Source organism: Stenotrophomonas sp. 62841_Sma (assembly GCF_056482945.1).
Window position 1 is genome coordinate 2,887,907 of the sequence record NZ_CM151224.1, and the last position, 25,998, is coordinate 2,913,904.

The 25,998-nt window shown below is 66.4% G+C and carries 38 protein-coding genes; 20 read left to right on the forward strand and 18 right to left on the reverse strand.

Features of this window, described 5'->3' with window-relative positions:
* Nucleotides 1-10: 10 nt before the first annotated feature.
* The 5 genes from ACZK5G_RS13490 to ACZK5G_RS13510 are packed head-to-tail and all read right to left on the reverse strand — an operon-like array spanning nt 11 to nt 2,464.
* Nucleotides 11-205 (reverse strand): hypothetical protein, encoded by a 195-nt coding sequence (locus ACZK5G_RS13490; RefSeq protein ID WP_478463724.1) that lies wholly within the window; start codon nt 203-205, stop codon nt 11-13.
* Nucleotides 202-738, reverse strand: coding sequence for a hypothetical protein (locus tag ACZK5G_RS13495; RefSeq protein ID WP_478463725.1), 537 nt, complete (start codon nt 736-738; stop codon nt 202-204). Before ACZK5G_RS13495 ends, ACZK5G_RS13490 begins: the two co-directional genes overlap by 4 nt.
* Nucleotides 731-1,624: a helix-turn-helix domain-containing protein gene (locus ACZK5G_RS13500; protein WP_478463727.1), complete on the reverse strand. Its 894-nt coding sequence runs from the start codon at nt 1,622-1,624 to the stop codon at nt 731-733. Before ACZK5G_RS13500 ends, ACZK5G_RS13495 begins: the two co-directional genes overlap by 8 nt.
* A 1-nt stretch (nt 1,625) precedes the next feature.
* On the reverse strand, nt 1,626-1,937 hold the full coding sequence (locus ACZK5G_RS13505) for a winged helix-turn-helix domain-containing protein (RefSeq protein WP_478463728.1): 312 nt from the start codon (nt 1,935-1,937) through the stop codon (nt 1,626-1,628).
* Entirely contained in the window at nt 1,934-2,464 is a 531-nt protein-coding gene (locus tag ACZK5G_RS13510) for a phage regulatory CII family protein (protein WP_478463729.1), read from the reverse strand. Before ACZK5G_RS13510 ends, ACZK5G_RS13505 begins: the two co-directional genes overlap by 4 nt.
* Nucleotides 2,465-2,616: 152 nt before the next feature.
* Between ACZK5G_RS13510 and ACZK5G_RS13515 the strand changes: the two genes are divergently transcribed.
* A complete protein-coding gene (locus tag ACZK5G_RS13515; RefSeq protein ID WP_478463731.1) occupies nt 2,617-2,808 on the forward strand; it encodes a hypothetical protein in 192 nt (63 codons plus the stop codon).
* A gap of 155 nt (nt 2,809-2,963) precedes the next feature.
* On the opposite strand, the gene ACZK5G_RS13520 is transcribed toward ACZK5G_RS13515, so the two are convergent.
* A complete protein-coding gene (locus ACZK5G_RS13520) occupies nt 2,964-3,440 on the reverse strand; it encodes a helix-turn-helix domain-containing protein (RefSeq protein ID WP_478463732.1) in 477 nt (158 codons plus the stop codon).
* A gap of 91 nt (nt 3,441-3,531) precedes the next feature.
* On the opposite strand from ACZK5G_RS13520, the gene ACZK5G_RS13525 reads away from it, so the two are divergent.
* Genes ACZK5G_RS13525 through ACZK5G_RS13535 form a run of 3 tightly spaced genes read left to right on the forward strand, consistent with a single transcriptional unit; the run spans nt 3,532 to nt 4,585 of the window.
* Nucleotides 3,532-3,975 (forward strand): helix-turn-helix domain-containing protein, encoded by a 444-nt coding sequence (locus tag ACZK5G_RS13525; protein WP_227852734.1) that lies wholly within the window; start codon nt 3,532-3,534, stop codon nt 3,973-3,975.
* Nucleotides 3,972-4,289, forward strand: coding sequence for a hypothetical protein (locus ACZK5G_RS13530; protein WP_248858161.1), 318 nt, complete (start codon nt 3,972-3,974; stop codon nt 4,287-4,289). Before ACZK5G_RS13525 ends, ACZK5G_RS13530 begins: the two co-directional genes overlap by 4 nt.
* A 38-nt stretch (nt 4,290-4,327) precedes the next feature.
* Nucleotides 4,328-4,585 (forward strand): hypothetical protein, encoded by a 258-nt coding sequence (locus ACZK5G_RS13535; protein ID WP_478463734.1) that lies wholly within the window; start codon nt 4,328-4,330, stop codon nt 4,583-4,585.
* A 97-nt stretch (nt 4,586-4,682) separates the two neighbouring features.
* On the opposite strand, the gene ACZK5G_RS13540 is transcribed toward ACZK5G_RS13535, so the two are convergent.
* The gene (locus tag ACZK5G_RS13540; RefSeq protein WP_478463735.1) at nt 4,683-4,853 is read right to left on the reverse strand and encodes a hypothetical protein; all 171 of its coding nucleotides are present in this window, start codon (nt 4,851-4,853) and stop codon (nt 4,683-4,685) included.
* Between ACZK5G_RS13540 and ACZK5G_RS13545 the strand changes: the two genes are divergently transcribed.
* The 12 genes from ACZK5G_RS13545 to ACZK5G_RS13600 all read left to right on the forward strand — a co-directional run bounded on the left by ACZK5G_RS13545 (nt 4,852) and on the right by ACZK5G_RS13600 (nt 10,368).
* A complete protein-coding gene (locus ACZK5G_RS13545) occupies nt 4,852-5,088 on the forward strand; it encodes a hypothetical protein (protein ID WP_478463737.1) in 237 nt (78 codons plus the stop codon). The two genes, ACZK5G_RS13540 and ACZK5G_RS13545, sit on opposite strands and share 2 nt — an antisense overlap.
* Entirely contained in the window at nt 5,085-5,300 is a 216-nt protein-coding gene (locus tag ACZK5G_RS13550) for a hypothetical protein (RefSeq protein ID WP_478463738.1), read from the forward strand. The genes ACZK5G_RS13545 and ACZK5G_RS13550 overlap by 4 nt, the downstream gene beginning before the upstream one ends.
* On the forward strand, nt 5,297-5,632 hold the full coding sequence (locus ACZK5G_RS13555; RefSeq protein WP_478463740.1) for a hypothetical protein: 336 nt from the start codon (nt 5,297-5,299) through the stop codon (nt 5,630-5,632). The genes ACZK5G_RS13550 and ACZK5G_RS13555 overlap by 4 nt, the downstream gene beginning before the upstream one ends.
* 109 nt (nt 5,633-5,741) lie before the next feature.
* On the forward strand, nt 5,742-5,984 hold the full coding sequence (locus tag ACZK5G_RS13560; protein ID WP_478463741.1) for a hypothetical protein: 243 nt from the start codon (nt 5,742-5,744) through the stop codon (nt 5,982-5,984).
* A gap of 76 nt (nt 5,985-6,060) precedes the next feature.
* Nucleotides 6,061-6,291, forward strand: coding sequence for a hypothetical protein (locus ACZK5G_RS13565; RefSeq protein WP_478463743.1), 231 nt, complete (start codon nt 6,061-6,063; stop codon nt 6,289-6,291).
* The gene (locus tag ACZK5G_RS13570) at nt 6,288-6,836 is read left to right on the forward strand and encodes an Lcl C-terminal domain-containing protein (RefSeq protein ID WP_478463745.1); all 549 of its coding nucleotides are present in this window, start codon (nt 6,288-6,290) and stop codon (nt 6,834-6,836) included. The genes ACZK5G_RS13565 and ACZK5G_RS13570 overlap by 4 nt, the downstream gene beginning before the upstream one ends.
* Before the next feature lie 32 nt (nt 6,837-6,868).
* Nucleotides 6,869-7,294: an Lcl C-terminal domain-containing protein gene (locus ACZK5G_RS13575; protein ID WP_478463747.1), complete on the forward strand. Its 426-nt coding sequence runs from the start codon at nt 6,869-6,871 to the stop codon at nt 7,292-7,294.
* 26 nt (nt 7,295-7,320) lie between these two features.
* Nucleotides 7,321-7,764 (forward strand): four helix bundle protein, encoded by a 444-nt coding sequence (locus tag ACZK5G_RS13580; protein WP_478463749.1) that lies wholly within the window; start codon nt 7,321-7,323, stop codon nt 7,762-7,764.
* Complete coding sequence (locus tag ACZK5G_RS13585) at nt 7,761-9,125, forward strand: reverse transcriptase domain-containing protein (RefSeq protein WP_478463750.1); 1,365 nt, start codon at nt 7,761-7,763, stop codon at nt 9,123-9,125. The genes ACZK5G_RS13580 and ACZK5G_RS13585 overlap by 4 nt, the downstream gene beginning before the upstream one ends.
* A complete protein-coding gene (locus tag ACZK5G_RS13590; protein ID WP_478463752.1) occupies nt 9,122-9,937 on the forward strand; it encodes a hypothetical protein in 816 nt (271 codons plus the stop codon). The genes ACZK5G_RS13585 and ACZK5G_RS13590 overlap by 4 nt, the downstream gene beginning before the upstream one ends.
* A complete protein-coding gene (locus tag ACZK5G_RS13595; protein ID WP_478463754.1) occupies nt 9,930-10,178 on the forward strand; it encodes a hypothetical protein in 249 nt (82 codons plus the stop codon). Before ACZK5G_RS13590 ends, ACZK5G_RS13595 begins: the two co-directional genes overlap by 8 nt.
* Nucleotides 10,171-10,368 carry a hypothetical protein gene (locus ACZK5G_RS13600; RefSeq protein WP_478463755.1) on the forward strand — a complete coding sequence of 66 codons (198 nt, stop codon included), beginning with the start codon at nt 10,171-10,173 and terminating at the stop codon, nt 10,366-10,368. The genes ACZK5G_RS13595 and ACZK5G_RS13600 overlap by 8 nt, the downstream gene beginning before the upstream one ends.
* A 5-nt stretch (nt 10,369-10,373) precedes the next feature.
* On the opposite strand, the gene ACZK5G_RS13605 is transcribed toward ACZK5G_RS13600, so the two are convergent.
* Nucleotides 10,374-10,856, reverse strand: coding sequence for a hypothetical protein (locus ACZK5G_RS13605; protein WP_478463756.1), 483 nt, complete (start codon nt 10,854-10,856; stop codon nt 10,374-10,376).
* A gap of 50 nt (nt 10,857-10,906) precedes the next feature.
* Here ACZK5G_RS13605 and ACZK5G_RS13610 point away from each other — a divergent pair, with 50 nt between their 5' ends.
* A complete protein-coding gene (locus ACZK5G_RS13610) occupies nt 10,907-11,215 on the forward strand; it encodes a hypothetical protein (protein ID WP_478463757.1) in 309 nt (102 codons plus the stop codon).
* A 195-nt stretch (nt 11,216-11,410) separates the two neighbouring features.
* On the opposite strand, the gene ACZK5G_RS13615 is transcribed toward ACZK5G_RS13610, so the two are convergent.
* The gene (locus tag ACZK5G_RS13615) at nt 11,411-12,373 is read right to left on the reverse strand and encodes a tyrosine-type recombinase/integrase (RefSeq protein ID WP_478463758.1); all 963 of its coding nucleotides are present in this window, start codon (nt 12,371-12,373) and stop codon (nt 11,411-11,413) included.
* Between the two features lie 245 nt (nt 12,374-12,618).
* Here ACZK5G_RS13615 and ACZK5G_RS13620 point away from each other — a divergent pair, with 245 nt between their 5' ends.
* Complete coding sequence (locus ACZK5G_RS13620) at nt 12,619-13,161, forward strand: GNAT family N-acetyltransferase (protein WP_478463759.1); 543 nt, start codon at nt 12,619-12,621, stop codon at nt 13,159-13,161.
* Between the two features lie 115 nt (nt 13,162-13,276).
* Entirely contained in the window at nt 13,277-14,713 is a 1,437-nt protein-coding gene (locus ACZK5G_RS13625; protein WP_478463761.1) for a GGDEF domain-containing protein, read from the forward strand.
* On the opposite strand, the gene ACZK5G_RS13630 is transcribed toward ACZK5G_RS13625, so the two are convergent.
* Nucleotides 14,710-16,536, reverse strand: a complete 1,827-nt coding sequence (locus ACZK5G_RS13630) for a methyl-accepting chemotaxis protein (RefSeq protein ID WP_478463762.1) — start codon at nt 16,534-16,536, stop codon at nt 14,710-14,712. The two genes, ACZK5G_RS13625 and ACZK5G_RS13630, sit on opposite strands and share 4 nt — an antisense overlap.
* A gap of 255 nt (nt 16,537-16,791) precedes the next feature.
* A complete protein-coding gene (locus ACZK5G_RS13635) occupies nt 16,792-17,394 on the reverse strand; it encodes a GNAT family N-acetyltransferase (protein ID WP_478463764.1) in 603 nt (200 codons plus the stop codon).
* 95 nt (nt 17,395-17,489) lie between these two features.
* Here ACZK5G_RS13635 and ACZK5G_RS13640 point away from each other — a divergent pair, with 95 nt between their 5' ends.
* Entirely contained in the window at nt 17,490-18,578 is a 1,089-nt protein-coding gene (locus tag ACZK5G_RS13640) for a DUF5694 domain-containing protein (RefSeq protein ID WP_049461920.1), read from the forward strand.
* 39 nt (nt 18,579-18,617) lie between these two features.
* Here ACZK5G_RS13640 and ACZK5G_RS13645 read toward each other — a convergent pair whose 3' ends face one another.
* The 7 genes from ACZK5G_RS13645 to ACZK5G_RS13675 all read right to left on the reverse strand — a co-directional run bounded on the left by ACZK5G_RS13645 (nt 18,618) and on the right by ACZK5G_RS13675 (nt 25,963).
* Entirely contained in the window at nt 18,618-18,848 is a 231-nt protein-coding gene (locus tag ACZK5G_RS13645) for a hypothetical protein (protein WP_049400551.1), read from the reverse strand.
* A gap of 62 nt (nt 18,849-18,910) precedes the next feature.
* Complete coding sequence (locus ACZK5G_RS13650) at nt 18,911-21,100, reverse strand: PAS domain S-box protein (protein ID WP_478463765.1); 2,190 nt, start codon at nt 21,098-21,100, stop codon at nt 18,911-18,913.
* A gap of 207 nt (nt 21,101-21,307) precedes the next feature.
* Nucleotides 21,308-23,695, reverse strand: a complete 2,388-nt coding sequence (locus ACZK5G_RS13655; protein WP_478463767.1) for a Tex family protein — start codon at nt 23,693-23,695, stop codon at nt 21,308-21,310.
* Between the two features lie 207 nt (nt 23,696-23,902).
* The gene (locus tag ACZK5G_RS13660) at nt 23,903-24,118 is read right to left on the reverse strand and encodes a hypothetical protein (protein ID WP_005410085.1); all 216 of its coding nucleotides are present in this window, start codon (nt 24,116-24,118) and stop codon (nt 23,903-23,905) included.
* 756 nt (nt 24,119-24,874) lie between these two features.
* On the reverse strand, nt 24,875-25,327 hold the full coding sequence (locus tag ACZK5G_RS13665; RefSeq protein ID WP_134952084.1) for a hypothetical protein: 453 nt from the start codon (nt 25,325-25,327) through the stop codon (nt 24,875-24,877).
* The gene (locus ACZK5G_RS13670; protein WP_108765471.1) at nt 25,324-25,527 is read right to left on the reverse strand and encodes a PspC domain-containing protein; all 204 of its coding nucleotides are present in this window, start codon (nt 25,525-25,527) and stop codon (nt 25,324-25,326) included. Before ACZK5G_RS13670 ends, ACZK5G_RS13665 begins: the two co-directional genes overlap by 4 nt.
* Before the next feature lie 64 nt (nt 25,528-25,591).
* On the reverse strand, nt 25,592-25,963 hold the full coding sequence (locus ACZK5G_RS13675) for a YfeK family protein (protein ID WP_478463769.1): 372 nt from the start codon (nt 25,961-25,963) through the stop codon (nt 25,592-25,594).
* Between the last annotated feature and the right edge of the window lie 35 nt (nt 25,964-25,998).

Here is a 25,998-nt window from a genome sequence, read left to right on the forward strand (position 1 = left end):
GCAGCGCGCGTCAGCGCAGTTCCGGCACGGGGCCGGCGTATCGGGTGATCGGGATCTGGCGCATGCCGTCACGCCAGACCGTGGTTCCGCGGGCGGCGTACAGCACGAGTGGCTTGATCCCGTAGCCGTAGGCCAGATACCAGCCGGCCTCGGCCACCGGCTCCGAGGCCGGGCGGACTTCCAGGGCGAGGTGGTCTTGGCTCATTGCGCGCCCGCCTGCAGCACGCCATCAGCTCCCATGGCCTCAGCCTCGGCCGCCGACAGGCCAAGTTCGCGGGCGATATCAGCCATGTGGCCCTGCACCTGCTCGCGGGTGGCGGGCGCTGAGTCACGGCGCTCCTGCTGAATCTCCCCCGCCGGCGCCGGCGGAAGGTCGCCGCCGCGCATCAGGTGCTCCTTGGCCTGGTCATAGGCCTCGCGCAGCAGGCGATCGGCATGCTCGGCGCTGGACATGCGGTAGCGGTGCCCGTCGAGGTACTGCCACACCAACCGGGTGAAGCCGTCCTGCCGGGTGCCGTCCGCGCGTACCGCCGCGAACGACGGGATACCCAGGCAACGCATGCGGAACTCAGGCAACGTCGGCGGCCAAGGGTCAGCGCAGGCGATACAGGCGCTGATGCCGCCGGCCAGCTGCTCACCGCTCAATCCGGCTAGCCCCTTCGCCCACGTCAGCGCGGCGCCCTGATTGGGGTTGTCGCCATAGCTGCTGGTCCAGCGGCTCCCGTAGACCTCAGCCATCCGAACCCACAACGTGCGCGTCACCGTCGATGACAGCACCGGCTTGGCCGGCGCCTCGGCGCCTTTGGTCGAAACGGCGCTGCTGCTCCTCACGCTCGCCTTCGGCAGCGTGGCGCAGGACTCGTTCGGCAGCAGACTCGCGATGGCTTCCATGGGCGGCTCCAGAGGTTCGGGTGGTGTTCGGCAGGTCACGCTCAAGCCATGCGGCTTCGAAGCCCTGCCAGTTGCGGGTGCAGCACTTCGCCAGGCACTGGTCGACCGTGAAGCCCATGGCAGCGGCCAGATGCAGCTCGCGGCCGAAGCTCTCGAGAACGGTCGGGGTCACCGCAGCGCGGCGGGTGCGGCGAAGGTGAAGCCAGTCGCCCAGCACCTGCGGGGAGGGCGAGGCCGGCCAGGACGAAAAGTCGAGATCCACCGCCTGAGCAGACGGCGCGCTTGCGCGCTTGCTCTTCTTTGGTGGTTCTACTGATGGATCTATGGTGGTTTGGGTGACACGGGTGTCACCCGTCTCTGCTCCATTTGTCACCCGTCCATTACCCGTGGTGTCACCCGTCCGTGCCCGATCTGTCACCCGTGACAAGTTGTCACCCGTCGGGGTGAGTCCCCCACGCATGATCGCGGCGGCATTCAGCTGGTACTGGCGGGTCATGCCGGGCTTTCCGCCCAGGGAATTACCCACCACCGAAAGCCAACCGGCCTCGATCAGGGTGTGCAGGACGCGCTTGGCGTTGCGCTCGCTCATGGATGCGCGGATGGCAACCGCCTTCACCGACGGATGCAGGCTGGCGCCTTCGTCATTCGCCCAGTCGCACATGGCCAGAAGCACCAGCTTCGGCGAGGCCGGAAGATCCAGGCGCCACGCGGCGGTCATCAGGGAAATGCTCATTTCAGACCACCAACTGCAGGTTTTCGCCGGGGGCTACGGCCCACCAGGTGCATGCGCTGCGGCGAGACACCTGGCAGGGCTTCTTCGGGCCGCGCCAGACCAAACCAGCCTCTGCCAACTCAGGCAGGCGGCGGGCGAGCATGTATCGGTCCAGCTGCATGCGATGCGCCAGTTCGTTGCTGGTGAGGCCAGAGGCACGCTTCACGGCGGACAGGGCGACAGCCTGCTGGTCCTCCTGCAGACCGCTGTCGACGACGTGGCGCGCAGCTTCGTGGCTGGTGCTGGGATCGGTGGCGCGGGCCGGATGGTTCATCGGCGCGCCCTCCCCTTGCCCGCAGCCCGCGCCACGTTGCGCTCCAGGCGGTGCGCCATCGTGCGCAGCGCACGCACCTCGCTCACCATCAGCTCGGCCTCGTCGCTGTCGATGCAGCGGTCAGACATGGCCTCCACAGCGGAGCCCGACAGCTTGCCCACGCGCGAGGTGATCTCCAGCAGCTTCGTCTGGATGGCGCCGATCTCGTCCGACCAGCCGCCTTCCGGCGGCGGCGGGACCACGTCCACGGCCATGCCGAACTGGCCGGCCAGCGCCTGCATCCACTCCAGCGCGTACTCGCAGCCGCCCGCCTTCTCCTGCATCCACTCGGTCAGTAGTTCGGCGTGCTCGATCGTCAGCGACTCACCCTCAAGGCCGCGCAGCTTCGCGCGCAGCGTCTCCGGGTGCATCGACTTGCCGCGGCGGTCGGCCAGGTAGGCAGCTGCATCGGCCACGCCGCCGGGCGTCTTGCGCACGGAGTTGTAGAGCACGTCCAGCCAGTTCAAAGAGGAGGTTCGGCAAGTCATGGGTCACCTTGGGGAGACAGGTGTTTAAAGGTTTTTCGGGGCATTGCGGCGGCGCATCATGTGCGCCATGGACTACTACTCAGGGACGACTGGCGCCGCCCTCCTTGCGCTACGCTGGATGTGCCAACAACCAAGCCCGCAAGGAGGGCGACATGAGCTCGAAATCGACGACTGCAGAACTGCGCGCGCTACGTGCAGTGGTTACCGTTCTTGCGCGCAATCAGCCGCAGCGCGAAGACTTCAGGGATCAGGTGATCGAACTGGTGAAACATCAGGCGTCGACGCTTTCGCGACAGGAGGCAGAGGACATGATTCAGGCCGCGAAGGACCTGATCGACGAATAGCGTTCCGTCGGTTCTGGTCGGCGTGCCAAAGCCTGGTTGCTTCGCGCAGCCCGGCCTTGGTCCGCTGCTCCTGCAGCAGCTCGTTCTTCGAAGGCTTGGCCAGCCAATCGCGCAGCCAAAGCCGGGGATTCCACTTATCGGACAGCGCGCGCATATCAGGCCACCTCAATAGGGGCGATGCGGTCTGCATCGGGGTCTTCGTTCGCCGGCTGCGCCGGCTCCTGCTGCTCGGCGTGCCCCAGCAGCTTCATCACCTGCGGCAGCGCAGGGACCATGTCCTCATCCGCCCAGGCCTCGACCTGCTCGACCGGAAGCTGCAGCAAGATGGACAGGTGCTTGTCGCTGTCCATACCCAGCTTGGCGCGCAGCGCGCGCTTGCTCATGCGGCTGTCCAGCAGCGGGCCCAAGTCTTTGATTGGCCGGGACGCGTTCCCCTTGGGCTGCGTCGTTCGGCGCTTACGGCGACGGGCGGCAGCCAGGTCAACCAGCGCCTTTCCGACCGCATAGGACGGACGCCGCTTGCCATTGCGGATTCGGTTGATGGTGGACTGCCGCACACCCACGGCAGAGGCGATGGCCTCATCCGTCAGGCGGGCGGCACGCAGTTCGTCGATGGCAGCGATGGGGTCCATACCCCGATTATGCCTATAGGAATGTCCCGGTCAAGCAATTAAATGCCTATAGGCATTCGACCCGACGAACGGTAACCGCGAACCTTCCGCTATGGACTTTCTCATCAAGAATCTGCGCTTTCTGACCACTTCCCAGCTGCAGGGCGGCCAAGGCCGCGCCAGCTCCGCTGCGGGTGTCGGCCAGCCGGCCATCAGCAAGATCATTAACGGCACGACCAAGATGCCGGGCTATGCCACCGTCGCCGGATTGGCGCGCCATTTCGGCGTGTCGATAGACGACCTGGTCTGGCGGGACCTTGAAGCACAAGGCCCGTCTCAGGCGTCTCAGAATGTGGGATTGGACCCTGCAAAGCTGGCCTCCCTGATCGAGACAGTAGAGGCGGCAACCGCGCAGAGCGGCCGTAGCGTTCCTGCAAGGCTCAAAGCCCGCATGATCTCCGCTCTGTATGCCCACGATCCGGAACTGGCAGCCAGCACCCCGCAAGCGGTGCAGGCACTCCTGGCAAGCATAATGATGACGGTGGAAGAGACATGAACCCCTTGCTTCGTGACGAGCTCGCAGCGCTGATCGCAGAGGAAATGACCCGGCCGGAGGCCAAGCGAACCGAGTCCGCCACGAGGCGAGACGCCATGTTGCGCCGGATCATCGACCTCCAGACGCTGTATCAGCTCGGATGGCTGGTGCGGCAAGAAACGATGCACGTCTACGGAGTTCTGGAATGTCTCTCGGATGCAGACCTGGAGTCTCTGATCGACACGCTGCAGCGCGCTGAACAGGCCATCCACGATGGGGTGCCGTTCGTAGAAGTAGGCCTGATCAAGGGCGCCACCTGCACTTGGGTGGCATGATTGGCCGAGGCCGGCTTGTCGCCGGCCATGGAGGCTCTATGGATCCGATCTTCGGAACGGGAAATCTCGTTCTTCAGGTCCTCTTCTTGATCTTTGCGATCGTCTGGATGTTCGTCCCCTTCGCCATCCTGGCGATCCGACGATTACTGGTTCAGCTGGTCCAGAAGCAGGACGAAACCAACCACCTTCTCCGTTCGCTCATTGCGCCGAGGAACCCGCAAAGCGCACCCGACACATCGACAGAGCGGGATCGCCCGACCCTGGGCAACATCATGAAGCAGGTCCGCGAGGGCTAACAGCAGCCTGAAACCGATGAATGCGGGCATACCGTTCGTCGGCTCCTGCAAAATATTATGCCTATAGGCATTGACGATCCAATTCCTATAGGCATACTCATCTCCAGCCGCCCACGAAGCCTCCCAGCAGAGGCAGGGCGCCGGAGACCAACATGCGCACCGCAAACCGGCCCCTCTGGGCCACCCTCCGCCCAATCGCCGCCGCCTTCGCGGCCGCGTTCGGCGAGGCCTTCAGCAGCTGCGTCAGCAGCAGGAAGGCCTGAGCCATGGCCGCGTTCACCAGCACCAGCCGCGGCGCAGCCCGCGTCGAATCTAGGCCCCACGCCGGCACCGTCGTCGTCCAGGTCGGAGGCTCCGCCCTACTCAGCCTGACCTCGGTCGAGGCCCGTGAGCTGGCCGAACACCTGGCCGTCTGCGCCGACGCTATCGACGAAGGCGCGACCGAAGTCGCCACCATTGCCCGCTCCAAGCCGCTGGCTCTCCAGCAGGCAGCAGCCGCATGAGCGCCGCCCTCGACCACCACTCCAACGCTCAGCGCGCCGCTGCAGCCGCTGGCATCGTCGCCCGCGCCGGGCGCCGCTGGGGCCTCCTCCCCAACCAGGTCATCGCAGCCGCCAGCTATGCCGCCAATGCCGTCCTGCGGCAGGGCAAGAGCGCTGCAGGCGCTGTCGCGGCCGCTCGCCGTGCAGCGCGCGCGCAGGCAGGTGCTGCATGAGCCGCAGATACAGGAACGAGCTGCCGCAGCTCGACGCAGCCCTGTCGACTTTGGAGCGGGCCGCCCGCGAGGCATTCGGTGTCGCACAGGATGACTATCCGCCCGGTGCCAGCTGCATCGTCCGTTCCCAGCGCTACGGCCATCCCGTTGTCGAACGCAGGGCACTGATCGTCAGCACGACCGTGGATCTGCACATCGGCATCGATGGAACGCCCTGGGCGTCGGTGAGCATCCGGACAAGGAACCTCAAAAGCGGAAAGCACCGCGTCTTCTATCCATCCGTAGAGGTCGCCGGACAGCCCAGCGTCCGCGCCATGGCTGGTGCCGAATGACCGACCACGACTTCTTCGCCGCCATGGCCGTCGGCATCCCGCCTATCACCCCGCCTGTCGGCCCGGCGCCGGTGCCGGCCGAGCCCTCCGCCGAACAGGAGACCGAGTAATGCGCCACCTGGCCCTGCCCTTCTTCTGCGCCGTCGTCGTCGGACTGCTCCTCGCACTGCTCCCTTGGGCACTGCGCAACCAGGTCGACGCCGTCGCCCTCGCCTGCGCCATCGGCGCCGTGTTCTTCGCATGGCGCTGCTGGGAAGACCTCCAGACCACCTGGCCAGCCTTCAAGGCCGAAATGCAGCGCCGCACCGCCGAGCGGCAGCGCGCGCCGATGGCCGCTGACGACACCCACTGAGCAACCGCCCGCCCGGGTGACCGGGCTCCGCGCCGGCCGGACTTCCACTCGCCGGCAACCCACTCGAGGGAACCGCATGCGCAATCAACTCGACATTTTCGACGACGACCCGGCGCGCCTCGCAAAGGCCAACCGAGACGCCGCCGACTATGCCCGGAAAGACGTGCAGTTCCCTCCGAAGATCCGCCAGGAACGAGCAGCCCACTACACCGCCGAGGCGGAGCGGCTGGAAGCACTGGCAGCTCTCTGCAGTCCAACCAGCGCCGCCGACGGCGGCACCCACAGCAACGCGAGGAACGCACGTTGAACGCCATCACCATTCGCACCAAAGGCGAAGCTGAGATTTCCATCTCCGCTGCGACCATCCTGCCCGGCCAGCTGATCGAACTTGAGCGTTGCCAGGTCATCGACCACCACGCCACCGGCCATACCAAGCTGTTCGCCGATGGCACCAGCGCTGCCGGCAGCGACTCGCGCACCGACCACGTCGCTGTGATCGACCATGCCACGGGTCTGATGTGGGCCGTGAAGTCCATCGGCGACAACGACGGCGATCCCATGAGCCAGGCCGACTGCGAGAAGGCCTGCAGCGAGCTGCGCCTGCTCGGCCACGACGACTGGCGCCTGCCCACTCGCGCCGAGCTGGCCGCCCTGGTCGACGAAACCCGCCACGAGCCGGCCATCGATACCGCCCTGTTCCCCGGCGTGCTGCCGCGGTGGCACTGGACCAGCACGCCCTGCGCCTGGTCCTCGGCGTCCGCGTGGCTCGTCAATTTCGACCTCGGCCTCGTCTACTACCTCCACCGCAACGGCTACGGGTTCGCGTTGGCCGTGCGTCGTGCCGGTCAGTAGTTGGTCCTTTTGACCCTTTCCCTGGAGCAACCATGAACCCCATCACCCTCAAGAAGATCGGCGCCGACCGCAACCAGCTGCCGGACGATTCCACTGACCACGTCGCCGTGTTCCTGCCCGACTACGGTCTGACGTTCACCGCCACCAACATCGTGGACAGCGACGTTCCGCACGCCGAATGTGAGGCCGCCGCCAAAGCCCTGGACCTGCTGGGCCACACCGACTGGGATCTGCCGACCATCGAGGAACTGCAGCTGCTGATCGACCGCAGCCGCTACTCGCCGGCCATCAACACCGACTTCTTCAAGGGCATCCAGAACGACTGGTACTGGTCGAAGACCCCGGCCGCCTGGTCCTCGGCGTCCGCGTGGCTCGTCCGTTTCGACTACGGCCTCGTCAGCGACCTCCACCGCGGCTACTTCGGGTTCGCGTTGGCCGTGCGTCGTGCCGGTCAGTGATTTGATTTTCTGCTGAGGCTTTCTCGATGACTTCCCGGTTCCAGCCCCCGCCCATCATCAAGGCCGCCGAACGCATGGCGGTCGAGATCGAAAACGCCGTGCGCCGGTTTGCCCGCTACCACCGCTACCAGATCGGTAGCGACCTCCGCGCGCGTTCCCAGCAGGTGTTCATCAACGCCAACAACGCCTGGCGCGAACGCGCCGAGCAGGCGCGGTGGGTGGCGGTGCTGGTGCGGGATATCGATGCCCTCAAGCAGCTCCTGCAGATTGGCAAGGGGGTTGGCGCCTTCGCCAGCTTCCGCCAGTTCGAAATGCTTATCCGCCTGGCCGAACAGCTGGGCTCCCAGGCGGGCGGCTGGCGCCGCCACCTGGCCAGTTCCTCCCATGCCCAGAATGCGCAAGCCGATGGCGCCGCGCAGCGTGGCAAGAAACTGAGTACCCGTACCGCCCTCGCGGGGGCTAACTCATGACGAAGCCGCGCTATCCGCATCCGGGCTGCGCGGCCTGGTCGAAAGTGTATGGGGAGGCGGCCGCCTGGTCCTCGGCGTCCGCGTGGAACGTCAATTTCAACAACGGCAACGTCAACAACAACCACCGCAACAACAACGGGTTCGCGTTGGCCGTGCGTCGTGCCGGTGAGTTTCAGGGAGAGGTAGGCCTGCAGGAGTTGTACCAAGCATGGCGGCGCGCACGCCGCCAGAAGGTTCCGAGCTTCAACCAGCTGCGATTCGACCACCGCTGGGCAGACGGCCTGCTGCAGCTGCAGCGCGAGCTGCTGGCCGGCACCTGGGCACCGCGCCCGTCGACGTGCTTTGTGGCCACGCGGCCCAAGGCGCGCGAGATCCACGCGCCGGACTTCGCCGACCGCGTGGTGCACCACTGGCTGGTGCCGCAGCTGGAGGCGCTGTGGGAGCCGTCGTTCATCCACGACAGCTACGCCAACCGCAAGGAACGCGGCAGCCACGCGGCTGTGCGCCGGGCCCAGCAGTTCGTGCGCCAGGTGCACAGCGGCGAGGGCGGCGGCTGGTATCTGCAGCTGGACGTGGCCAATTTCTTCAACAGCATTCACCGGCCCACCCTGTGGCGGATGCTGCGCACGCGGCTGCAGCGCCAAAGCGCGGCAAAGGTTGTCCAGCAGGCCACTCACGCGCTGCTGCGTCGGTCTCCGCTGCACGCAGGCGTCCAGTACCGGGCAACGGCCTCTGAGCAGGCTCAGGTTCCGGCGCACAAGCGCCTTGCCAATGCACCCGCCGGCCGAGGCCTGCCGATCGGCAACCTCTCCAGCCAGTTCTTCGCCAACGTCTACCTGGACGCGCTGGACCAGTTCGCCAAGCACGTGCTCAAGGCCAAGCGCTACCTGCGCTATGTCGATGACTTCGTGCTGTTCCACCACGACCGCGAGCAGCTGGCGGCCTGGCGCGACCAGATCGAGGCCTTCCTGAGCGACGAGCTCGGGCTGCGCCTGAAAGCCGAGCAGAAGCTCTGCCGTCTGACGGACGGCCTGGACTTCCTCGGCTACGTGATCTACCCGACCTACACGCTGGCGAGGCGGCGCGTGGTCGGCCATCTTCACACGGCGCTGGCCGAGTGGGAAGGCCAGCACGTCCAGGGCGGCCAGCTGCGAGGCACACCCGCGGACTTCCGTGACTTGTCCTGCCGCATCGCCAGCTTCGCCGGCCACCTACAGCACGCCAGCAGCCACCGGCTCATGCGCCGCATCCACAACCGATTCCCGTGGCTGCGCTCAGCAGCCCGGCCCCGGAGATTCAGCCATAAGGCCGAACGCCGGACCCACTCCTTCCAATGGCACCAGCACAAGGAAACTGCATGAACACCACCAACCAAGGCGGAATCAAGCGGTATGAGGCTCACGACAGCTGCGAGCTGGTGAGCGATGGCCCTTACGTTAATTTCGCCGACCACGAGACCGAAATCGCTCGCCTGCGCGCCGAGGCCGACGCGCTGCGCGTGGATGCACTGAGGTATCAGTGGCTCTGTGAGGATCACGCCGACGCAGATACGCGTCGACGCAGAAACGACCTCCTCGAGTACTTCCGCGTTCGAAGCTACAGCGCAAACAGCACCGCCATCGATGCGGCTATGAACTTGGCCGCCAGCCAGCCAGCGCGCCAGCAGCCGGCCTACAACGCGGCCGGAATTTCGCTGACCGCGTGCCAGCTGCATGAAGCGCTGTTGATGGCGGGCGACCCCGAATTGGATGTCCCGTTCGAAGACCGCAGCCTTGTCCGGATTTTCTCAATGGAATCGGGCCACAGCGGGCCCGGTCTCTACTGCGAATGCGTGGACGCCGAGGAAGAGGGCTGCATCTTGCTGGACGGGACCGCTCCCGCTATCGGCCAGACCACGCGGTCCTTGGACCTGGTGCCGCGTGCGATGGATACCGCGCCCCGGGATGGAACCATGGTTCGCCTGCTGGTGAAGTTCGAAGAGAACGCCACCGAGGACACCGCCGAACCGGCGTGGACCATCGGCGCGTGCAATAACGACAACGTTGGTGAGGATGAACGCATTGGCTGGCAGTTCGCCGGCTGGTGCTGGACCCACGACCACTTCACCGAAGGCAAGGGCACGCCGGTCGGCTGGCTGCCCCTGATCGACAGCCTGCCGGTGCGCAATGGCTGAGCATCCGAGCCTCAACGACCGCGCCGTGGCCGCCCTCGCCGAAGTGTCTGGCATGGACCGCGACATAGGGACCGACGATCCCGAGCGCCACATCGTGTGGCAACTGAAGAACCAGGCCTGCGGCGTGCTGGCCGACGCGTTCCAGCTTGCACACAACCTCGCCCACCTGGCTGAAACCGTCCGCCGCGACATGAGGGCGGCGGTGGCCGATGCCCGCAAAAAGGACACCTCCAATGGCTGAGGGCTTAAACCAGGCCAAGCACACCGCGCGCGTGCTCCTCTCGGAGTGCCGCGCACGCCGGCACGGCCACGGCTTCTGGTTCGCCTTCAACGCGGCACAGCGCGCGCGCATGCGCGCCTCTGCCCCCGCCCCGCTGCCGGCACCGCCGCGCGCACCGGCACTGCCGGCCCAACTGGACCTGTTCGCATGACCGCCCTACCGCTTCCGACGGGCTTCCAGCTCCTGCAGCACAGCGGCCAAACCGCCGTTGCTGGCCAGCGATCGCTCGTGTGGCGTTTGCCCCGCCTGTCCACCATGCAGCCAAGCCGACGAGTCTTTACGCAGGACCACGTTCGCCGCCTCCAGCACCACCAGGTGTCGCGCATTGCGCTGATGCTCGGCCAGCTTCGGGCCGAACACCGACAGAAGGCTGGTGGCCGGATCCTGCAGAAGCTGCTCGGCATCGCCGGGAATGTGTTTGCCGTGGTGTATCTGGCTGGCCAGTGCATCCAGAAGGTCGGCCAGCGACCGGTCAGCGCCAGGAGCCATGGCGGCCCGGATCTGCTGCCGCTGCCAATGAGTCGTCGGCCGCTTGGCCAATACCAAGTCCTGAACGTCAGCGCTCTGTCGCAGAGCGCCCGCCTCAGCCTTGGCGCGGAGCCACAACTCCGCATGCGTCGAATTCGCATATTGACTCATGCACGCCAGTGTATGCCTGCAATCAACCACGTTTCCAATGGAGCTGACACATGACCCAGGAACATATCAGCCACCCGGAAGGGTTGCCGAACTGCGCCGCCGGACACCGCGCGCGCCACATCCACGACAAGCGCTGCGCTTCCGCCGGCGGTGGCCACCTGGTCGAGTGCGCCTGCAGGTCGACCAGCAAGCATGCCGAGCCTGATGCGGCCATTGCGGCATGGCGTCGCCTGAACCGCGCTCCGCGCAGCGCGCGCCCCACCGCCGCGCCTGCGGCAACGGACAACGTGCTGCAGTTTCAGCTCGGCCTGGCCGAGCGCAAGCCGAAGACCCAGCGCGCGGCGCTGGCGTCGATCTGAGGGAGGGAATTATGGGCGCTGCCGAGAACATCCCATTCGAGCTGCGAGCCATCGGTGCCGAGGAAGTCGGTAGTCTGCTCGGCCTAGCTGCGCGAACGGTGCTGGAAACCGTCGCTTGCAGACCGGACTTCCCCGTCCGAATCAGCATGCGCCCGGCCACATGGATTGCCGGCGAGGTGCTGGCGTGGCGCCAAGCTAACCGAGCCGGTCAGCCAGCTCGTCGGCGTCGGTCTGGTAGTAAATCAAGAGGCTCTTCAGGTCCCGGTGGCCAATGACCCGGGCCAGCTCCATCACGTCCAGCTTCTTCGACAGCCGCCAGATCGCCTCTGCGCGGCTGTCGTGGAAGTGCAGGTTCTCGATCTGAGCGGCATCCCGCGCGCGGCGGAACAGGGTGTCTCGCGTACCGGGGTCCAGATCGAAAACGCTATCTGCGTCCTGCGGCAGAAGGCTGATGATCTCCCGCGCGCGGGCTGACATTGGCACACGGCGAACGTCGCCGTTCTTGGTCTTCGGCAAGGTCACGGATTTGGCCGACACATCGGACCACTTCATACCCAAGATCTCGCCAGCGCGCATGGCCGTCTCCAAGGCGAACATGAAGCACAACGCCACCCGGTGCTGAGCCGTCTCCGGCACGCCGCCGTCGTATCCCAGCGCCAGCGTCAGCCGGTCGATCTCCTCCTGGGCCACCCTGCGCTTCCGGCTCGCCGGCGCCTGCGGCCGGTCCACGTCCTTGATCGGGTCACCGTTCAGCCACCCCCAATCCTTCCGGCAGGATTTGAACACCGACTGCAGCAGGTTCATCTCGCGCCGGACGGAGGCGGGCGCGACCTGGCCCAAGCGGCGCTCGCGCCATTCGGCCAGGTGGATTGGCCGCAGAGCGGGCAGACGTACGAGCGCCAGGGGATCCCGCTCCAGAAGTCCCAGCCGGGCCAGCTCCCACCGCGCACCCTTGTGCTTAGGAGCCACCTCATCGGCATAGCGGCGCAGGGCGTCCTTCACGGTATTCTCTGGGAGGCGTGCACCCGTCAGCTCGGCTTCGCGCATCAGCGCCCACTGGACCGCCTGCGCCTTCGTGGGGAGGGTGTTCGACTCGCGTCGACCGTCCTTGTAGATCTCGGCACGCCAGGAGGTGCCGCGTCGTTGGATAGATGCCATGCCGCCAATGTTCGGCGTAATTCTGGCGTAACGCTATCGGGCAGGCACGGGCCAACACGTGATTAGAGCAATTCGCGCAGCGCGCGCAAGCCACTGAATCCGTTGGATATAGTCCCTATTCGGTCCTTAGCGGGATTGAGCGGGAAACGTGCCGTAGTGCCTTTCACCGGCACCACTGCATCAAAGGCTAGGTCCCCGACCTGGCCTTTTGCATTTTCAGGGCCCGGGCGCCGACACTGGCGACGATGCCAACGCCCGCCCTGCCTACGCTCCCTGCCACCCTGCCCGCACGGCTGCGTCCACTGCACGTGGATGATGCTGCCGCCTGGGCCCGTTATCTCTCGCTGCCGGGCGTGACCGAGCACACCAGCTGGGGCGACGTTTCCGAAAGGGCACTGCGTTGCCAGATCGCCGGTTACCTGCCCACGGCAACGGACCAGCGCTGGGCGCTGGTGGGCGCCGACAGCCAGCTGATCGGCACCGTTGGCCTGAACGGAATCGACCTGTCGCATGGCCGCGGCGAACTTGCCTATGATCTCGATCCGCGCTGGCAGGGTCAGGGACTGGCCACGCACGCAGCACGCGCGGTGCTCGAATGGGGCCATGCCGCACTCGCTCTGGTCCGAATCCAGGCGACTGTCCTGGACAGCAACGCCCGCTCGATCGCCGTGCTGGAACGCCTCGGCATGCAGCGCGAAGGCCTGCTGCGCGCTTACCGGCGGGTTCGAGGACAGCCCCGTGACTTCTGGATGTACGCCCGCGTCGAAGGCTCCGCGTCACCATGCTGAAACACAACTGCGACTTCCAACAAGCTTCGAAATAGACGCAGCGCACACTTTTCTTGCAAGCCACACATGCTTCTGCCTATCGTGATCCCAGCCGGAGCTGGGGGCGGGGGAATGCATGACGTTGCGTGCGGCACTGTTTTTTCTGGTCACGCACGCGCTCGTCATTGCCTTTGTTGGCCCGCAGGACCCGGTCGGCTCCTACCTGATGCTGATCACTGCGCCGTTGCTGGCTGCACTGGCCTGCGTGCGGCGTGCGCGTGACAGCCGCCAGGCGGCCTGCAAATGGCGGACGCTGGGCGCTGCCGTGGGCCTGTTCTCGCTGGCCCTGCTCGCGCTGCTGTACCGCAATGTGGCCGGCCTCGATCCTGCGCAGATGACCGTGTCTTCGCTGATCCTGTACGTGTTCTACCGCATCCCCCTGACCTACGTGGCCGCCAGCCCGGGCGGCGGCAATCGCTGCATCCGCGCGGTGGACCTGCTGATCATCGCACTGCTGTGGCTGCTGTACTTCGGGCACACGCGGGCGATGGCGCATTTCAACGCCGCATTGTGGACGCAGTGCCTGAACGCCATGAGCAACCTACAGAACAGCCTGGTGTTCTGCTTCGCGCTGATCCGCTTCCTGGCCGAGGACAATCCCGACCGCCGCGATTTCTTCCGGACACTTGCGATCTACGCGCTGGGCTACTTCCTGCTGGCGTTCTACATCAACACCTACCAGCCGCAGCTGCCTGACGGCAACTGGGGGGACCTGCTGATCAGCGGACTGTTCGTGGTGCTGGCCGTCATGGCCGCCAGCAAGCGCCGCTATCCGGCGGTGGAGGTATCGCGCAGCCTGCGCCGCATCGTCGACGCCGGCGTGCCGTTGATGCTGCCCTTGCTGCTGATGATGGTGGCGCTGCTGGTCGCGCGCCTGCAGCCCACCCTGGCCACGGTGGGCTTCATTGGTGCCATGCTCGGCTATGCCCTGCGCAGCGTGCTGAGCCAGGTGGAGATCCAGCGCCAGCGCGATGAGCTGGAAACGCTGGCGCGGCGCGATCCGCTGACTGGGCTGGGCAACCGCCGCATCTTCGACGAATCTCTTGGCAATGCCCGTGGCCGCGCACGCCGCCAGGGACTCGGGCTGGCGGTACTGATGATCGACATCGACCACTTCAAACGGCTCAATGACACCTATGGCCATCCGGAGGGCGATCGTCGCCTGCAGTCGGTCGCCGCCATTCTTGATGGCTGCCTGCAACGAGGTGACGATCTGCTGGCGCGCTATGGCGGCGAAGAGTTCATCGCCGCCCTGCCCTCGCCCGATGCCGCCCACGCACTGGGCCTGGGCGAACGGCTGCGCGCTTCGGTTGAAGCCGCAGCCCTGCCCGCCCCCGAGGCCACCGTCACCATCAGCATCGGCGTGGCCTGGCAGGCACCCGGCGAAGACCGCGATCCGCGCGACCTGGTCGAACGCGCCGACCAGGCCCTGTATCGCGCCAAACATGCCGGACGCAACTGCGTACGCGGCGACACCGATAGCAAGGAAGACCCGTCCGGTCGCCGCGCCTAGACCGCGTGCAGCCCCGCTGTTCCGTGCCGGTGCCCGGCCCCGCCCTGCACGCGGAAACTGGCCACGGTCTGCAGCAGCTGCGCCGACTGCTCTTCCATGCTGCGCGCCGCCGCCGACGCCTCCTCGACCAGGGCCGCGTTCTGCTGGGTGCCCTGATCGATCAGGTCGACCGCATGATTCATCTGCTGGATATCGTCGCTCTGCTGCTGCGAGGCCGTGCTGATTTCAGTCATCAGGTCACTGACCCGGCGCACGTTGGTCACGATTTCATCCATGGTACGGCCCGCGCTCTCAACCTGCGCCGTGCCGGCGCCCACATTGGCAACCGACTCATCGATCAGGTGCTTGATCTCCTTGGCTGCGCTGGCCGAACGCTGCGACAGCTCGCGGATCTCAGTGGCAACCACGGCAAAGCCGCGGCCATGTTCACCGGCACGCGCAGCCTCCACCGCTGCGTTCAGCGCGAGAATGTTGGTCTGGAAGGCGATGCCGTCGATCACTCCGATGATGTCGACGATGCGCCGCGACGAGGCATTGATCACCGCCATCGTCTCGACCACTTCATGCACCACAGTGCCGCCTCGAGCGGCGACGTCGGCCGCTCCGCCGGCCAGCTGGCTGGCCTGGCGCGCGTTGGTGGCCGTGCGCTGCACGGTCTCGGCCAGGCCTTTCATCGACACAGCGGTTTCCTCCAGCGAGGCCGCCTGCTGCTCGGTACGCTGCGAGAGGTCGCTGTTGCCCTGTGCGATTTCGGTCGCGCCGACTGCGATGGTGTCCGCGGCGAACTTGATCTGGCCGATGATCGCGGCCATCGCCTCGACCAGCGAATTCACGCCTTCGCACAGTTCGGCGATCGACCCGTTCTTGTCGGCGGTGGCCACGCGCTGGGTCAGATCGCCCTGCTTGGCGGCAGCCACCACCTCGCGGGTCTGCGCCACGGCGCGCTGCATGGCCTGGTTCTCGTGCACCTGCGCGGTGATGTCGGTGGCGTACTTGACGACCTTGAACGGCTTGCCATTGAGGTCCAGGATCGGGTTGTAGGATGCCTGGATCCAGACCTCGCGCCCGCCCTTGCCCAGGCGCCGATACTGGCCGGCGTCATATTCGCCGCGCCCGAGCTTCTCCCAGAACTGGCGATACTCGACGCTGCTGCGATGCTCAGGCTCGACAAACAACGAATGGTGCTGCCCGCGCACTTCGTCCAGGCTGTAGCCGGTAGCGGCCAGGAAATTGTCATTGGCCGACAGGATGCGGCCATCCATGCTGAACTCGATCACCGCCTGCGATTTGGCGATCGCGGCCAGTTGCCCCGCCGAGTCGGCCGCCTGCAGCTTCTGCGCGGTGATGTCGGTCGCGAACTTGACCACCTTGTACGGCCGCCCCTGGCGGTCCAGCACCGGGTTGTACGAAGCCTGGATCCAGATCTCGCGCTGACCTTTGCCGAAGCGGCGGTACTGTCCGGCGTCATATTCGCCACGCCCCAGGCGCACCCAGAAGTCGCGGTATTCCGCGCTGCGCGCCTGCTCGGGGTCGACGAACAGGGAGTGATGCTTGCCCTGGATCTCCTCCAGCCGGTAACCCATCGCCTGCAGGAAATTGTCATTGGCCCGCATGATGGTGCCGTCGAGCGCGAACTCGATGATGGCCTGCACGCGATGCAGCGCGGCCACCTGCGCTTCCAGCTCGGTGCGGTCGGTCATCGCCGCCTCTGTGCTGGTGCGTTGCTGCGGCGCCAGCACGCCAAGCAGCGCACGCCACGGCGACCAACGGGTATGCAGCTCGGCCGGCGCCTGCGCGCCTGCCGTGAAGCCTGGAATGAGCATTGTCTGATCCTCGGTGTCCGGTAAGCGGTTGTGACCCGACGGGCGGGATGCCCGGCGGCAACATCAGTTGCCAGGGACTACAGGTGCCAACGGGCACCTCTCGAGCGACTGCCAAGAACGTCTGCTGCCGGTGCGATCGGCATCTGGAAGCGGCGGAACACACTGCGCGGACCGCCCGTCGGGGGCAGCCTGGGGTCCTGCGGCGGGTGACTGGAGCGGGATCCAGAGGGAGTATCGGCGACGCCGTCGGCCGCTTTAGCGGGATTCCGCGACGTCCGTCGCAACTCTGTGCATTGCAGCCGGAATGCGGTAGACGATTGCCGTGTACTTCACGCCCTGCTCACGTGCCACAGCCTGCCCACCAAGGGACTCAGCCAGTGCACGGCTGGACCGGTTCCGTTCCGCCACCGGGTAGCGGAACGCAGCACAGCGCAGGCGCCCGGAGGCCGCCGACCACACCGCCGCCACTGCCTCGCGGCCATAGCCGTGCCCATGCATCACTTCTGCGATCCAGATGCCCAGTTCGGGTTCTGCTTCACGGGCTCGATGCAGGCCTGCCAGGCCAAGGAATACCCCATCCCCGCGCCTGCGGATCACCAACGTGATGTCGGTCCCGTCGGCGATGGTAAGCAGCCACGTCCGCCAGACGGCAGCAAACGCCTCCTTCGAGGGTGGCGGCTCAAACGCCATATAGCGGGTCAGCCCGGGTGTGATTGCCACAAATGCCTCGTCGGCGTCACCGGGCGTGAATGGCCGGAGGTGCAGCCGCGGACTGTCGATGGTCCGGTCGTCCAATGTCATCTTCTGCATCGCCTGGGCATTGCGTGCAGCATCGCTCAGCAGAAGGATGCAGCTCAAGGCAGAAAGGTTTACATGACCAATGCGGGATTCCCCAGCAGGAGAAAATGACCAGCATGAAGGTCCCGCAGGATGCTTATCGACATGGAGATCGCATGTTCCCTCGCTTTGCCAGCCTTCTCTTCCTGGCCCTGTGCAGCAGCAGCGCGCTGGCCAACGACGCCGCCTATCGACCCGCCTTCCACCCCGACCAGCTGAAGGGACCACCCGCAGGACGCCCGAACGAAGTGCTGGTGCTGGGCAGCCCGCACCTGTCCAGCCTGCCGGAGACCTTCACGCCGGCGATGCTGGAACCTCTGCTGCAGCGCCTGGAAGCCTGGCGGCCCACCGCGATCGCGGTGGAGAACCTGTCCGGCCTGCAGTGTGACTTCATGCGCCGCAATCCGGCCCGATACGCGGAGAGCGTAGCGGACTACTGCGTCGATCCGGCACCGGCGCAGGCCGCCACCGGCCTGGACGTGCCCAGCGCCAACGTGGAGATGGAACGCCTGCTTGCGGATTGGCCGAAGGCGCCGACCGCTGCCCAGCGGCGCCGATTGGCCGCCGTGTTCCTGGCCGCGGGCGAAAGCAGCTCGGCAGTCGTCCAATGGCTGCGGCTGTCCAGGGAAGAGCGACGTGCTTCGGACAGCCTGACACCGGAACTGGTGCAGTTCCTCGACACGCGCATGGCCCGCCGCAACGAGGCCGGACTGGTGGCCGGCGTACTTGCGGCACGCCTGGGGCTGGAGCGCCTGTGGTCGGTCGACGACCACACTGCAGATTCGCCAACACCGGAATCGCAGCAGAAGGCCTACGCTGCCGCCATACGCGGTGCCTGGGACAATTCCTTCGTCAAAGCGCGCAGGGCGGCCGATGAACGACTGGAGGCCAATCTTGCTCAACCGGATGGATTGCTCGCAATGTATCGCGCCTACAACACACCCGAGGCCGCGATGGTGGCCTTCAACAGCGATTTCGGCGCGACCCTCGTCGAGCCCTCGCCGGAAGGCTTCGGCCGCAACTACGTGGGCTACTGGGAAACCCGCAACCTGCGCATGGTCGCCAACATGCGCGACATCCTGGGCCAGCATCCAGGCACCCGCATGCTGACCATCGTCGGTGCCTCGCACAAGGGCTATTACGAGGCTTACCTCAACCTGATGCATGACGTGCAGCTGGTCAGTTCGGATGAAGTACTGCGTTGACGCAACATGACGTGGAGGATGCGGTGACCATCCACCGCATCACTCCACCGCGTTCCTGCCCGTCCGCCACAGCACGATGCTGGCGGCACCGATACAGGACAGCGTGAACACCAGCAGGGCGACCGCGCCGCCCTGCAGTACCGGCAGCAGGGCCTGCGCGTGAAGGTCGCCGCGCAGCTGTTCCGCACGCAGGCAGGCAGCCAGCGCGAGGCACCAGCCAACCATCGCCGGGGCGTAGGCCCGCATCGCAACCGGGTTCCAGACCTTCATGGGATCACCTGCATGAGTGGATGAGCGCGCAGTATTCGCGCACGCTCTCTCACAGGCTGAGATCAGCCCTCGGCGGCTTCGGAATCATCGCCGGGCAGCTCACTGGCCTCGCCCTGCACCTGTACGTTGTTGCGACCCATTGCCTTGGCCCGGTAACACTGGGCATCAGCCGCTGCCACGGCCTGGTCCACGCTCATCCCACCCGCCAATGGCGCGATACCGATGCTGGCACCCACATGCAGGCGGTCCCGGTCCCACGGAATCGACAGCGATGCCAGGGTGTGCAGCAGTTCACCGCCGATGCGCGCGGCACGACGCGGCGTGCAGCCGGACAGGATCACTGCGAATTCGTCGCCGCCCAGACGCGCCACTACGTCCGAATCGCGCACACCGTGGCGCAGCACGCTGGCCACCGCCCACAGCACGGCATCGCCAGCCAGATGGCCCCAGGTGTCGTTGACCGGCTTGAAGCGGTCCAGGTCGATGTACATCAACGACGCGGCCTGGCCAGTTCGCTCGACGCGGGTGATCGCCTGCTGCAGATGCACCTCGAAGCCGCGACGGTTGCTCAGCTCGGTGAGCGGATCGATCTCGGCCAGATGGCGCGCTTCGCGCTGGCGCGCGCGCTGCTGGGTGTCATCACGCAGTACCCACACTGCACCGCGTACATGACCTTCATCATCGCGCAGCCAGGCACGGGTCAGGTCGACCGGGATCGTGGCCGTGCCCAGGCGCAGCAGAAGATCGGCGTGCAGGTCCACCGCATTGCTTTCCGGGTCCAGCAGGACCGACACATCCAGTACCGAGCCGGGCGCATATTCGGTGGTCAGTGCCAGCACGTCCTGCACCTTGTGCCCGGCCAGCGACAGCGCGCCATCACCCGCCAGGGTGCGTACTGCGGCGGCATTGGCGTAGTCGATACGGCCATCCAGGCTGACACTGAGCACCAGGTCGGCAACCGCATCAAGCGTGATACGGCTGCGCTGCTCGCTCTCGAACAGGCGCTGCTCGCTGCTGCGCTGGGCGCTGATGTCCTGGATCTGCGACACGAAATGCAGCGGTTCACCGTGCTCGGTGCGCACCAGCGACACCGACAGCCGCGCCCAGATCACCTTGCCGTCGCGATCGAGATAGCGCTTTTCCAGGTGGTAGTGGCTGCGCCGCCCGGCCAGCAGATCCTGCACCAGGGCCAGGTCGGTCTGCAGGTCATCGGGGTGGGTCAGGCGCTGGAAATCAACCTGCAGCAGTTCTTCGCGGGGGTAGCCCAGGATCCGGCACAGTGCGTCATTGACGTCCAGCCAGCGTCCTTCCAGCGACACCAGCGCCATGCCCAGCGCCGCCGACGTGAACGCACCGGCGAATTTCTCTGCCGACAGGCGTGCTTCGGCGCGCGCCTGCAGGATCTCGGTGATGTCGATGGACATGCCGACATAGCCGATCCGCGCGCCGCCGGCACCATCCATGCGGCTGATCGACAAGCGCACCTGGCGTGGCTGGCCATCCTTGCGCCGCAGTGTCCACTGCCGTGAATAGGTCTGCTCATCGGCGCGGGCGCTGAGTGCTTCAAACGCGCCCGGCAGGCTTCCGTCCGCAGCCGCCAGCGGACGCAGCCAGGCCGCCAGCTCGTCCGGATCGTGGAAATCACCCAGTCGCCGCTGGCCGACCACTTCTTCCGCGCTGTAACCCAGCAGGCGTTCCGCGCCGGTATTGAACAGGGTGATGGTGCCTTCGGTATCGGTCGCGATCACCGCCACCTCATCGGACGCGTCGACCACGGCCTGCAATCGCTGCCGGCTCTCGGCCGCATCCTGCCGCGCCTGCTGCAGCTCGGTCACGTCGGCGTGCGCACCGGCCATCCACAGCGGTCGTCCCTGCCCGTCCCATTCGAACACGCGGCCACGGTCGTGGATCCATATCCACTGGCCATTCTTGTGGCGCATGCGCAGCAGGCAGACATAGTTGTCGCTGAGGCCTTCGAAGTGATCCTCGAGTGCCGCGTCGGACAGGACGATGTCGTCGGGGTGGACCAGCTTCAGGAACGTCTTCTGGCACACCGGCTCCAGCTCTTCCAGGCGATAGCCGACAATCTCCGCCCAGCGCGCATTGACCCGCATTTCGCCGGTCTGCACGTTCCATTCCCAGGTACCGGCAGCGGTGCCGTCGATGATCATGGCCAGGCGCCGGCGCTCCTCTGCCAGTTCCTGCAGGCGCCGCTCGAGCAGCCCGTTGCCGTTGTTTCCCTGGCCCGCCATCAATCCGGTCCCCGGCCCGCACAGGCGGGCAGCAGCCGCAGCACAGCGCTGCAGCCCTCAACGAAGACAACGGGTCCTGCTGGCGTCATGGCCCTCCCCAGCGACAGCGGGGAGGCCAAACGCCCCCCTCAGGCGCAAGTGTGCGCAATCACGGGGAAAATCGACAAGTCCCCCGCCACGAATCAAGCGTGACGGGGGACACGGTCCTCAACTGCGCTTGGCGCGGGCGAAGGCCTCCGCCAGGGCGTTGTTGGCCGGGGGCGCGGACTGAGCGGAACGGCCGCCATTGCCCTGGCCCCGGTTTGGCCCGCGGTTCTGGCCGCCTGCGTCGCGGCGCAGCCCCTGCCCCTGGCCGCGGTCATCACGCTGGCCCGGGCGGCTGGTGGCCTGGCCGGGGGTGTCGTCCAGGCGCCGGGTCAGGGCGATGCGCTTGCGCGCCACGTCCACCTCCAGCACCTTGACCTTGACGATATCGCCGGCCTTGACGACGTCGCGCGGGTCCTTCACGAAGGTATCGGAGAGCGCCGAGATGTGGATCAGGCCATCCTGGTGCACGCCGATATCGACGAAGGCGCCGAAGGCCGCGACGTTGCTGACCACGCCTTCCAGCACCATGCCCTCGCGCAGGTCCTTGATGTCCTCGACGCCCTCGGCGAAGCGCGCGGCCTTGAACTCCGGACGCGGGTCACGACCCGGCTTTTCCAGTTCCTTCAGGATGTCGCGCACGGTCGGCACGCCGAAGGTGTCGTCGGTGAACTGTTCTGCCTTCAGGCCGCGCAGGAAGCTGCCATCACCGATCAGCGCCTTGATCGGGCGCGCGGTGCTGGCCACGATGCGCTCGACCACCGGGTAGGCTTCGGGGTGCACCGCCGAGGCGTCCAGCGGCTGGTCACCATCGGCGATACGCAGGAAGCCGGCGCACTGCTCGAAGGTCTTCTCGCCCAGGCGCGCGACCTTCAGCAGGTCCTTGCGACGCTTGAACGGGCCATTGTCGTCACGATGGCGCACGATGTTCTCGGCCACCGTGGACGACAGGCCGGACACGCGCGACAGCAGCGCGGCCGAAGCGGTGTTCACGTACACGCCCACGGCATTCACGCAGTCCTCGACCCGCGCATCCAGCGCCCGTGCCAGGCGGTACTGGTCCACGTCGTGCTGGTACTGGCCGACACCGATCGCCTTGGGTTCGATCTTGACCAGTTCGGCCAGCGGATCCTGCAGACGGCGCGCGATGGACACCGCGCCACGCAGGGACACGTCCAGCCCCGGGAATTCCTTGGCCGCGAACTCGGACGCCGAGTACACCGACGCACCCGCCTCGCTGACCACTACCTTCTGCAGCTTCGGGTTCGCGGCCGCCTTGATCGCTTCGCCGGCCAGCTTGTCGGTTTCGCGGCTGGCGGTGCCGTTGCCGATCGCGATCAGTTCCACGTTGTACTTGGCGCACAGCTGCTTGATCGTCTGCAGCGACTGCTCCCACTGGCGGCGCGGCTCGTGCGGGTAGATGGTGTCGGTGGCGACCAGCTTGCCGGTCGCATCAACCACGGCGATCTTGCAGCCGGTACGAATGCCCGGATCCAGCCCGAGTACAGTCTTCGGGCCCGCCGGGGCGGCCAGCAGCAGGTCCTTCAGGTTGTCGCCGAACACTGCGATGGCTTCGGCCTCGGCCTTTTCGCGAGCCTGGTTGAACAGGTCCAGCAGCAGATGGGTGTGCAGCTTGGCACGCCAGGTCAGGCGGCAGGCATCCAGCAGCCAGCGGTCGGCGGCACGGCCCTGATCGGCGATGCCGGCCTTGCGCGCCACACGTCCTTCGGCGTACTGGTGACCGGCCTCGGCCTCGCTGCCCGGGTCCAGTTCCAGGAACAGGATCTCCTCGCGGCGCGCACGGAACAGCGCCAGCAAGCGGTGCGAGGGAATCTTCGCCAGTGCCTCGGCATGTTCGAAATAGTCACGGTACTTGGCGCCTTCGGTTTCCTTGCCCTCGGCCACGCGGGCACGGATCACGCCGGTCTCGCCCAGCCAGGTGCGCAGCTCACCGACCAGCGCGGCATCTTCGCCCCAGCGCTCCATCAGGATCGCGCGGGCGCCTTCCAGCGCAGCCTTGGTGTCGGCCACGCCCTTGTCGGTGTCGACGAAGGAAGCCGCGAAGACCTGAGGGTCCTGCGTCGGGTCGGCCAGCAGGCCATCAGCCAGCGGTTCCAGACCGGCCTCGCGGGCGATCTGGGCGCGGGTACGGCGCTTGGGCTTGTACGGCAGGTACAGGTCTTCCAGCCGGCTCTTGGTGTCGGCGGCCAGGATGTCGTTGCGCAGGTCGTCGCTGAGCTTGCCCTGCTCACCGATGCTGGCCAGCACCGCCGCGCGACGGTCTTCCAGTTCGCGCAGGTAGGTCAGGCGCACTTCCAGGTTGCGCAGCTGGGTGTCGTCCAGGCCCCCGGTCACTTCCTTGCGGTAGCGCGCGATGAACGGAACGCTGGCGCCCTCGTCGAGCAGGCCGACGGCGGCACGTACCTGGGCGGACTGGGCACCGATCTCGTCGGCGATGGTCTGGGCGATCTGCTGGGCGAGCGCGCTCTGGGCGTTCTTGGCGTCGTGCATTGCTTCAGGTCTGTGCCGCGTTACGGGAAGACCCCATTCTGGCAATCCACGACGGAGCCGGACAAGGCATTGACAGGGGGCGAGGTTCAGCGGCGGGGCCGGAGTGGACGCCGGCATCCTGGCGAAAAGAGGGCTCGGACTGGCCCTGGGCTGGGATGCCGGCGCGGGCGCGCGATGGTGGGCGCACCCTGCCGCGTGTTGCGGAGGTCAGCGGTAGTGGCGGGCGGCGCGCTGCATGACGATCTCGTCACGCATGCCTTCCAGGGCCATCAGGCGGACCTTGCCGACACCCTGCAGTTCCATGAACCGCTCCGTGTAGAACTCCGGCCCCAGCGCGGTGTCGGCGCGGGATTTGCTGAAGCCGTAGGGCACCACGCCCTTCTCGCCATCCTTGCTACCACCGACATAAAGAACGATTGCCATGTGATGTATTCCTCCAAATTGCTACTGCGTACTGCACTCGATGAGCGATGCTGCGAGCTCATCGAGGGAGAGCTTACCGCGTCGAACCTGACTGGAACGTCACGAAGGCTAATGACGATCGGTTGCATGCAGATGACTGCGGGATCGCAGCAGAATGCTTACGGATCTTTAACTTCCGGCTAACGAATCGGGGGTTTCCAGCCAACGGCGCAGCCCCTCGTGGGTGGTTTGGGATGATCGCGGAAAGCCGGTTTCCTGTGGGCTGCCCGGGTGGGTGGGGCTGGCGGGGACGCCGTGAACCCGTCCCTGGGGGCTTAGCCGCGGCATCCATGCCGCGGATACCCCGCCAGCCCCACCCACCCGGCCGTTGACAGATTTCTGCTGCGTCTACCACCCACGGAGAAGAAAAAAGAAGATCAAAAGCAAAAGCAGCCTGGCTGGCCGCTTTTTGTAGAGCCGAGCCCACGCTCGGCTGCTTTCAGACCAGTCCGCGAAGCCGACCGCAGGCTCGGCTCGCGAGCAAGCGCAGCGCGCGACCCGCTTCTGCTGTTCTTTTTCTTCTCCGTGGCTGGACGCGCACGGAAACTGTCAGGGGTCGGGCGGGGTGGGTTCGCGGGACCGTTGGCGCCATGGATGGCGCCATCGAGCCCCCAGGGACGGGTTTACGGCGTGTCCCGCGACCCCACCCCGCCCGACCCAATCACATGAAACAAATTCCGCGACCAAGCCACGAGGGGCTGCGCCGTTGGCTGGAACCTACGGCCACCAGCCACGCCCGAACCGGGCGAAATGATCGGCCGCGCGCTCGAACGGGTTGCGCGCACTCACCCCGCCACACAGCAGGTACACCGGCAGGTACAGCGGCCCCAGCACCATGTACTGGTAGACGTGCGCGCGTTCGTGGTCATCCAGCCGGATCAGCGGCTCCACGCCCCACCCCGCCTGATGGGCATAGGTGCGGCAGGAAATGCCCAGGTCATGGCCGGTGTGGAGGATCACGTTGCCCAGGGTGATCGCCCCACCCGGCCCCCACGGCCAGCGATCGAAAACCAGCGCACAGTCACGGCCGCTCCAGCGCAGCGTCGCGCCGCCGAGCATGCCGGCCAGTCCACCGATCAGGCCGAGCAGTGAATTGGGGGACGTCCACACCGCACCCAGCACCTGCAGCGCGCGCAGCCAGACCGGCCAGGGCGTCACGGGAGTCTTCAATCGGCCTCGTTGGGAATCAGCAGCCACAGGATCAGGTAGACCAGGATGCCGGGGAAGGCCGCCGAGCCGATCGAGACCAGCACGAACACGATCCGCACCAGCGTGGGGTTCCAGCCGAAGCGGTGGGCGATGCCGCCCATCACGCCGGCAATCATGCGGTCGTTCAATGAACGCGACAGCGTGCGCGGCGCGGTGTTCATGGCGGTTCTCCTGGGCTACGGGAAAAAGCAGTCGAGATGGCTCGACTCTACACCGCCCCTATGTCTACGGCGTGCGGTGGCGCAGGGCCTGCAGGCGGGCGCCGAACCAGGCGGCCGCGGTCTGTTCAGGCTGCCCCGGGCATTGGATGCGATAGGGCTTGCCGCTCATGCTGCTCTGGCTGGCGGCGCGCTCGATGAACTGCTCTGCGCTGTCCACCATGTTCTTCTTCAGCAGGTAATCGTACTTGCGCTGCAGGTGCGACCGCGCATCGCTGCCGTCGTACCAGCTGCCATTGCGCTGGAACCGGCACTGGGAGCCGTCCAGGCTGGAGATCAGCTGGGCGATCTCCCGGCGTGCATCCGTACTGGGTGCGGCGTGGGCAACAGGTACTGCCAGCAGCAGCGTGGCAAGCAGCAGCGTGAACCGTTGCGACATCATTATTCTCCAAGGCAGTCGAGCAAGCTCGACTC